General features: G+C 57.3%; 7 protein-coding genes and 1 pseudogene. 5 read left to right on the plus strand and 3 right to left on the minus strand.

Features of this window, described 5'->3' with window-relative positions; genetic code table 11:
* Positions 1-7: 7 nt before the first annotated feature.
* Positions 8-310: pseudogene (locus tag BN1129_RS22800) on the plus strand (IS630 family transposase); the annotation flags it as partial.
* A gap of 3 nt (positions 311-313) precedes the next feature.
* Here BN1129_RS22800 and alaE read toward each other — a convergent pair.
* Positions 314-784: an L-alanine exporter AlaE gene (gene alaE, locus BN1129_RS22805; RefSeq protein WP_084204693.1), complete on the minus strand. Its 471-nt coding sequence runs from the start codon at positions 782-784 to the stop codon at positions 314-316.
* Positions 785-1,451: 667 nt separating this feature from the next.
* Between alaE and BN1129_RS18370 the strand changes: the two genes are divergently transcribed.
* Positions 1,452-2,354 carry a sulfite exporter TauE/SafE family protein gene (locus BN1129_RS18370; protein ID WP_042038509.1) on the plus strand — a complete coding sequence of 301 codons (903 nt, stop codon included), beginning with the start codon at positions 1,452-1,454 and terminating at the stop codon, positions 2,352-2,354.
* On the opposite strand, the gene BN1129_RS18375 is transcribed toward BN1129_RS18370, so the two are convergent.
* Together BN1129_RS18375 and hemL are read right to left on the minus strand one after the other, a co-directional pair.
* On the minus strand, positions 2,269-3,084 hold the full coding sequence (locus BN1129_RS18375) for a hypothetical protein (protein WP_042038519.1): 816 nt from the start codon (positions 3,082-3,084) through the stop codon (positions 2,269-2,271). The genes BN1129_RS18370 and BN1129_RS18375 overlap by 86 nt on opposite strands.
* 213 nt (positions 3,085-3,297) lie before the next feature.
* Positions 3,298-4,584, minus strand: coding sequence for a glutamate-1-semialdehyde 2,1-aminomutase (gene hemL, locus BN1129_RS18380; protein ID WP_042038510.1), 1,287 nt, complete (start codon positions 4,582-4,584; stop codon positions 3,298-3,300).
* A 244-nt stretch (positions 4,585-4,828) separates the two neighbouring features.
* Between hemL and clcA the strand changes: the two genes are divergently transcribed.
* The 3 genes from clcA (at position 4,829) to erpA (ending at position 7,441) form a co-directional block, all read left to right on the plus strand.
* Positions 4,829-6,217, plus strand: a complete 1,389-nt coding sequence (clcA, locus tag BN1129_RS18385; RefSeq protein ID WP_042038512.1) for a H(+)/Cl(-) exchange transporter ClcA — start codon at positions 4,829-4,831, stop codon at positions 6,215-6,217.
* Positions 6,218-6,304: 87 nt separating this feature from the next.
* Positions 6,305-7,000 (plus strand): DUF6776 family protein, encoded by a 696-nt coding sequence (locus BN1129_RS18390; RefSeq protein WP_042038513.1) that lies wholly within the window; start codon positions 6,305-6,307, stop codon positions 6,998-7,000.
* 90 nt (positions 7,001-7,090) lie between these two features.
* The gene (gene erpA / locus BN1129_RS18395) at positions 7,091-7,441 is read left to right on the plus strand and encodes an iron-sulfur cluster insertion protein ErpA (RefSeq protein WP_042038514.1); all 351 of its coding nucleotides are present in this window, start codon (positions 7,091-7,093) and stop codon (positions 7,439-7,441) included.
* Positions 7,442-7,785: the final 344 nt, after the last annotated feature.

Below are 7,785 nucleotides of genomic sequence, written 5' to 3' on the forward strand. Positions count from 1 at the left end.
TGAGTTGATACCACTTTTATTACCCCTGTCACGGCCACAGCGGCGCCGCATTCACAAAATCATCCACGCCACTCTTGATAAAGGGCATGCTCGTCGCCTGATGGCCATCTTGCTGTTACATTACGGTCGCTTGATCACCAATGTTTATCATCTTACTGGCGCGGCTCGCTCGGCCATTGGCCGCTGGTTTCAGTGGTATCGAGAAAAAGGTATAGACGCGTTAGAAGTCTTACCGTCTGGTCGCGCTCCAATCTTGCCTGTCGCCAAGATCGTCACCTTATTGGTGCTTCTTATACAGTTTTCCCCACAATATTTAATCACCTTTATTACAGGTGTTGTTTATTTTAAATATTTTTGCTCTGAGGAAAGCGCGATAAATTCCGTATGGTCGGCCGACAACGCCTGCAATTAAACAAAATATAAAAACACTTCTGATCATTTGATCAGGAGAAGCGCCACTTATCGACAGATTAATTAGGTATAATGGCATTTCAAAGGATAGATAGGCAAAGGTGTCAACTACATAAGGGAAAATGCCTTTGTTCTGTTCGGTCAATCTGCATCTCTTGAAAATCCAATCACGCCAAATACCGAAAGGTCTTGCTGTTGAGGTGATTATAAATAGCCCGATTAGTCTAGCGTGCAGGTGAGTTTCTAAACTCATCTGTGCAAAACCGAGCTCTATTGGTATTGATATGAAATAACAAAAGGTATTTAGTGCGAAAACATCAGCGGCGAAATTAACAATTTTTTGTTTTTTAGTTGATGAGAGTACTGCTTCCATAGTACATGAATCTTTTTAATAATCATTTGGATGCGGGAACCTATACTACTGATTGATATGCGTCAATGTAACACGTTGCAATAGAGTTATTGCCAAATGTGGTGTATGGAGTCAGGCGGCGTTCCTGTCTGACGCGTCCTCTGCCTGTACTCTGTCCTTGAATTTCATGTTGTTCACTGCCGACGTCAGCAGCGCTGCGAGTCTCCCGGCTCAGCGCGATCCCGACCAGAAACTCCTCCAGCGACAGCTTTCCCGGCGACCATGCCCTGTTACTGATGATCTTCGCCGGCTTCGCCCTGCGCTGTCTGCCACGCTTGCCTGCTGATGGGATTGCCGGATGCGCTCAGCCGCTGGCTCGCTCCCCGTGGCTGCACGAGAGCGAGTGCGGACAACGGCTCGGTCAGCAATAAAAAAAGAAGGTCGGTGTATGCCGGCCTTCTTTTTGGCTACTTCCCATCGGGGACTGTGGTCGTCGCGAAATGACCATGATTACCACCGATGGCCCCAGGCCAGTTGGCCCTCATAGATAAGTATTAGCAGAGTCGTTCGGGCTCGCCTGTCAGGAGTTTCGTCAGGTAATCGTTTGCAGGGGGTGAATGGTTGATCCCGACCAAGATTTTTTATTTTGACTGCCTTAGAATCGCCGCCCGTTGCTGGAGAGGTCGGTATGTTAATTAATCTTTTACGCCTGATATTCATCATCTGTGCCCTGTCTTTCATCTTCATGCTGGCTCAGGCCTGGTGGCAAAAACGGCGGCAGGGATCGCTGGAGCCCACCCCGTTCTGGCCCGTGGCTGCCATCGGGTTTGCCGCCAATTTTCTCGATACCCTGGGAGTCGGCAGCTTCGCGGTGAAGACCGCCTGTTACAAGCAGTTCAAGCTGATTGATGATCGCATGTTGCCAGGCACCCTCAATGGTCAGTGTGTGTTGCCGACCGTGACCCAGTCACTCATCTTTATCGGTGTGGTCAAGGTGGATCCGTTCACTCTTATCAGCATGATGATTGCCGCAGCAGCCGGCGCGGCCTGGGGCGCCCGCCATGTGGCCTCGTTTCATCGACAGACTATCCGGCTGGTGATGGCCATCTCCCTGCTGGTTGTCGCCGGGTTGATCTTTGCCGGTCTGTTGGGTCTTTTCCCCGTTGGCGGGGATGCGATGGGGCTCGGTGGCTACAAGCTGGCGATCGCGCTGCTTGGCAATTTCATCTTCGGGGTGCTGATGAATGTCGGCATCGGTCTGTTTGCCCCCTGTATGACGCTGGTCTATCTGCTGGGTATGAATCCGCTGGCGGCGTTTCCGATCATGATGGGCTCCACCGCCGTGCTCAGTGTCTTCTCCGCAGGCACCTTTATCCGCAAAGGGGCGTTCGATGCCAAAGCCGTGCTGGCGGTGGCCATCTTCGGCCCCATCGGTGTGGTGCTGGCTGCCATGTTGGTCAAGTCCATGGATATGGAGATGCTGAAGTGGCTGGTTGCCTTTATCGTCATCTATACCTCCTGGACCATGTACGCCTCCTGGCGGGCGGCGCATCGCTCCCCTGTGCAACTGGCGGTGGAGAGCGCAGGCTAGCCTGTACCAGTGCTGCTTCGGCCTTGGCGCCCAGAAAGACATAGAGGCCGAGCGCCAGCAGCAAACCCACCGCACACCCCATCACCCCGACCGCAGGCCAGAGCAGCTCGCTCTGGCCGAGCGATCCTTTAAATAGCAGTAACAGCCCCTCGATGGAGACCGCGATCAGAATGGCGGCGATAAAGCGGGTGATAGTGCGGCGAATGGCGCTGTGGCGGAAGATATCCTTATGCAGCAGTACCTCCTCTTCCAGAATGGTCTTGCCCAGATCGAACACCGCCAATGCCAGCGTCAGGAAGATGATGGCGCTAAAGGCGCCGAGCTGGTTCTGCTGCTCACCGCACAATAACTGGTAGAGCTGCTCCAGCCCGTGCCAGATCAGGGTAGCGACGATGAGAAACAGCGCCATGCTGAGCACCACATAGACTGCCTTGAACCAGGGCATGGCGCGGCGGCGCTCCCTGTCCCCCATCAACCAGCCAATTAACTGATTCAGACAGACGGTGATCTCCCGTCCTTGCCCCTGCACGATAAGGTGCAGCCGGTTATGGGCCGCCGGTGCCGCAGGCTGGATGCACATCGGCCCCTGATAGCGGTCAATGCTGACGACAAAGGGATACCCCTTGAGCGAGGCAAGGGGGGCGCTGAGCAGCCCCTGCAGTAGCGGGGTCAGCTCCTCCTGATACTCCTGATAGCGCCGCAGCACATCGATGGGGCTCATCTCTGCCATATGGACCTCGGTGACGTGGGCTCTGTAGCGGATGTGCAAATAGTGGGCCTGCTTTATGACAGGGATGGCGGGGCAAGCTGCACCAGAGGATGACAAAACGACGGATGACGAGGGGGGAATGCACCATAAATGAGCGTGCCGCCCTGAGTGATGATGGATGCACTGTAATAGAAAAGGGCCCGTGACGGGCCCTTTGCGGCAACCTGCGGCGATTTAGCCAGCCAGCTTGGCGAAGCTGCGCTCGGCGGCAGCCAGGGTGTGTTCAATCTCCTTGTCGCCGTGAGCCAGTGACAGGAAGCCCGCCTCGTAGGCGCTCGGTGCCAGATAGACGCCCTCTTCCAGCATGAGATGGTAGAAGCGCTTGAAGCGTTCCATATCGCAGCGAGTGACCTGCTCGTAGCGGGTGATTTCGGGCTCGTCGGTGAAGAAGAAGCCGAACATGCCGCCCACATAGTTGATGGCGAGCGGGATACCGTGTTTGGCGGCGGCCGCTTTCAGCCCTTCTGCAACCCGCGCAGTCTTGGCGCTCAGCTGCTCATAGAGGCCCGGCTCCAGCAGCAGATCAAGCATGGTCAGACCGGCCGCCATGGCCACCGGGTTGCCGGAGAGGGTGCCCGCCTGATAGACAGGGCCGGTCGGGGCAATGTATTGCATCACCTTCTTCTTGCCGCCGAAGGCGCCCACCGGCATGCCGGCACCGATGATCTTGCCGAGGGTGGTAAGGTCGGGCTCGATGTTGTAGTGGCCCTGAGCACCGCGTAGGGAGACGCGGAAGCCGGTCATCACCTCGTCCAGGATCAGCAGGGCGCCGAACTCGTCACAGATGGTGCGCAGCCCTTCCAGGAAGCCGGGCACCGGCGGGATGCAGTTCATGTTGCCAGCGACCGGCTCGACGATGATACAGGCGATCTCGTTGCCGTACTGGGTGAAGGCTTCGCGCACCGACTCCAGATCGTTGAACACGCAGGTGAGAGTGTGTTTGGCGAAATCGGCTGGCACGCCTGGGCTGTTGGGCTGACCCAGGGTCAGGGCGCCGGAACCGGCCTTGACCAGCAGGGAGTCGGCGTGGCCGTGGTAGCAGCCCTCGAATTTGACGATTTTGTCGCGACCGGTGTAGCCGCGGGCCAGACGGATGGCGCTCATGGTGGCTTCGGTGCCGGAGTTGACCATCCGCACCTGCTCCATGGAGGGGACGATCTGGCGGACTTTCTCGGCCATCAGCACTTCGATTTCGGTCGGCGCACCGTAGCTCAGCCCCTTCTCAACGGCCTTGATGACGGCGGCCTTGATGGCAGGGTGGTTGTGACCCAGCAGCATGGGGCCCCAGGAGCCGATGTAATCCACGTAGGCCTGACCATCCACATCATAGAGATAGGCGCCATCGGCATGATCGATGAAGCGGGGCGTGCCGCCGACTCCATTGAAGGCGCGGACCGGTGAGTTGACGCCACCTGGAATGGTCTGGCGGGCCTGTTCAAACAGCTGATCTGATTTTGACATGGATCATCCTTAATGGGATTTTGGGCGTCACACAAGGGATTGCAGCCGATTGAGACTCGGCAGGCAGGGGCATCAGGAGTATGCTTTGCGCTCTCTCCACCCGGACTCTCGGTCTGCTCCCGTGACAAAAATTTAACGGGCCGACTATAGCAGAAAGCCCCAGCCCTGGGCAGCCGAGCAACGCGCCGGGTGATCCTGATCTCAGCTAGCTGACGATATGGTTTTTCCAAGTTGGTGTAACAAGATGGCGCAACAAGCTCTCTCCTCTGAACCCGATACCGCTTCGCGGGGGCCACTTTCCCGCATTATCCGGCAAGACAAGATGCCCTTGCTGGTGCTGCTGCTGGCTGCGCTGGTCGGCACCCTGGCCGGGCTGGTGTGCGGCCTGTTCGAATCGGGTGTCCATTGGCTGGCAGAGCAACGCATCGCCTTGCTGGCCGACCGTCCCTGGTGGCAGCTCGGTCTGCTTGGCTTTGGCTTCAGCGCCTTGTTGGGATTTGTCGGCTACTTCCTCACTCATACCTTTGCCCCAGAAGCGGGCGGCTCCGGCATTCCCGAGATCGAGGGGGCGATGGACGATCTGCGCCCGGTGCGGTGGTGGCGGGTGTTGCCGGTCAAGTTCTTCGGTGGCATCTGCACCCTGAGCTCCGGCATGGTGCTGGGGCGGGAGGGGCCCTCGGTGCAGATCGGTGGCAACCTTGGCAAGATGGTGGCGGATATCTTCCGGCTACCCAAGGAGCATGGTCACGCCCTGCTGGCCGCCGGTGCGGCGGGCGGTCTGGCGGCAGCCTTCAATGCGCCGCTGGCGGGCATCCTGTTTGTGATGGAGGAGATGCGGCCGCAGTTTCGTTACTCCTTTCTGGCCATCAAGGCGGTGGGGATCTCCGCCATCATGGCGACCCTGATGCTGCAGAACATGAAAGGGCAGGGGGCGGTGATCACCTTGCCTCACTACGATGCGCCAGCCCTCAAGGCGCTCTGGCTGTTCCTCTTTATGGGGGCTACCTTCGGGGTGCTGGGCTTTGTCTTCAACAAGCTGGTGCTGGCCTGTCAGGATGGTTATCTGGTGCTGCATCAGAACAAGCGCCGCCGTTTCGTGGCCATCGGCATGCTGGTGGCCGGAACGTTTGGGGTGCTGTCGCTGTTTGCCCCCTCGGTGACCGGCGGCGGCACTGAACTCATCCCCCATCTGATGGGCGATGAGTATGCGATGGCGACCCTGTTCCTCATCTTCTCGGTGCGGCTGGTGGCGACCCTCATCTGCTTCTGCTCCGGTGCCCCGAGTGGGGTGTTTGCGCCGACCCTCGCACTAGGCACCCTGTTTGGCGTGGTGTTCGGCCATCTGTTTCATGCGGCGTTTCCCGAGCTGGGCATCGAGCCAGGTGCCTTTGCCATCGCCGGCATGGGGGCGCTGTTTGCCGCCACCGTGCGTGCCCCCATCACCGGCATCGTGTTGGTCACCGAGATGACCGACAACTATCAGCTGATCCTGCCGATGATGATCACCACGGTCGGGGCGACCCTGGTTGCCCAGTGGCTGGGTGGCCGACCCATCTATTCCCAGATCCTGGAGCGAACTTTACGGCTCGCAGCGCGTCAAAAACGGGGAGACAGCGGCGCCATGGCCAGTTAACTCCTTGTATGTCAGCGCGGATCCGGTCGAGTTGCGTATAGTGAAGGGAGCATGGCCGCTGTATGGCGCAGTAACAAAAGAGGCCTTATGTCCCAGATATTGAAGTTGTTGGCTGTGCTGCTGATGGGCGCGCTGATCGGGTATTTCGTCGGCAATCGACAGGAACTGGCCCAGAGCAGCCTGTTGACGGTGCAGCAAGAAACCCTGGAGCGTCAGGGCAAGGCGATTGGTCAGCTCAAGAGTGACCTCGGCATCAAGGAGACACTGCTGGCCACCCAGAGAGCCGCGTTCGAGCAACTGCAGCAGACGCTCAAGGATCAGGAAGCCCAGGTGCAAGAACAGAAGCGCCAGCTGGCCTTTTTCGAACGCATCATGCGGCCCACAGGGGAGCAGGTGGGGGTCGTGATCGATAATCTCACCCTGCAGGAGACCAGTATTCCCGGTCGCTATCACTATCGCTTGGCATTGACCCAGCCAGCCAAGCAGCGCGAACTGTTTCGCGGTCAGGTACAGATAAAGGTAGAAGGGAGCCAGGGTGACAAGCCCAGAACCCTCGGCAGCCGTGAGCTAGGCATGAAAGTGGGCGAGGGACGTTACGCCTTGCGCTATTTTCAGCTGTTGGAAGGCAACTGGCAGTTGCCGGAAGGCTTTGTGCCGGACCGGGTGCGTGTCACTATTGGCAAAGAGGGTAGGCAACCTGCCCAGGAGTTGCGGGCCGAATGGGGGGAGGTGATCAAACCACTGGTGGTTGCTCCGCCTGCACCTGCCCCTGCAGTGCAGTAAGAAGCTTGGTGAATACTTGAACTAAATGGTCGGGTATTAGATAATTTCGCGGTTTCCATGTTTGTGGATTTAACGGTTGTGAGGTCAGTAATGAGTGCAGTAGCAGAAGCCCCGTTGCCCATCCAGATGACGGATGCGGCAGCCAACAAGGTGAAGAACCTGATCACCGAAGAAGAAAATCCCGAGCTCAAGCTGCGGGTCTACATCACGGGCGGTGGCTGCTCCGGTTTCCAGTACGGTTTCACCTTTGATGAGAAGATCAATGAAGGGGACACAGTGGTTGAGAAGAGTGGGGTCACCATGGTGATTGATCCCATGAGCCTGCAATACCTGGTGGGCGGCAGCGTGGACTACATCGAAGGTCTGGAAGGCTCCCGCTTTACCGTGACCAACCCCAATGCCACCACAACCTGTGGCTGTGGTTCCAGTTTCTCCATCTGATGTGCCGTAACGACACGATAGATAAGGGCCCATCAGGGCCCTTATCTATTATCCCTCTCTTTATCCTTATCTGCCTTCCTATATAAAGCGTCGCATCCTTATAAAGGCATCAACGGAGTTTGTGGCACGTAAAGGGGGATGTGCCTCTTCTGAAGCACATAAATGGATGCATCTTGCACGATCTGGCTGTTGATTAAACACTTGAACGTATTCCTCAATAAAACACAGTGTTTTTACTTGCCAGAAAGATTCAGCTCCCTATAATACACCCCTACCAGCACGGCGGAACACGCCGGACTGATGAGCCAGCTTACTTGTGAAGCAGGCGCCGAAAGAAAAGCGAA

This window comes from Aeromonas popoffii (assembly GCF_000820025.1).
Lineage (GTDB): Bacteria > Pseudomonadota > Gammaproteobacteria > Enterobacterales > Aeromonadaceae > Aeromonas > Aeromonas popoffii.

Bases quoted from the DNA above. Each gene is read 5' to 3' on its own strand.
- BN1129_RS18370 (WP_042038509.1), top strand. From the start codon at position 1,452: ATGTTAATTAATCTTTTACGCCTGATATTCATCATCTGTGCCCTGTCT.
- hemL (WP_042038510.1), bottom strand. From the start codon at position 4,584: ATGTCAAAATCAGATCAGCTGTTTGAACAGGCCCGCCAGACCATTCCA.
- BN1129_RS18390 (WP_042038513.1), top strand. From the start codon at position 6,305: ATGTCCCAGATATTGAAGTTGTTGGCTGTGCTGCTGATGGGCGCGCTG.
- erpA (WP_042038514.1), top strand. From the start codon at position 7,091: ATGAGTGCAGTAGCAGAAGCCCCGTTGCCCATCCAGATGACGGATGCG.
- alaE (WP_084204693.1), bottom strand. From the start codon at position 784: ATGGAAGCAGTACTCTCATCAACTAAAAAACAAAAAATTGTTAATTTC.
- BN1129_RS18375 (WP_042038519.1), bottom strand. From the start codon at position 3,084: ATGGCAGAGATGAGCCCCATCGATGTGCTGCGGCGCTATCAGGAGTAT.
- clcA (WP_042038512.1), top strand. From the start codon at position 4,829: ATGGCGCAACAAGCTCTCTCCTCTGAACCCGATACCGCTTCGCGGGGG.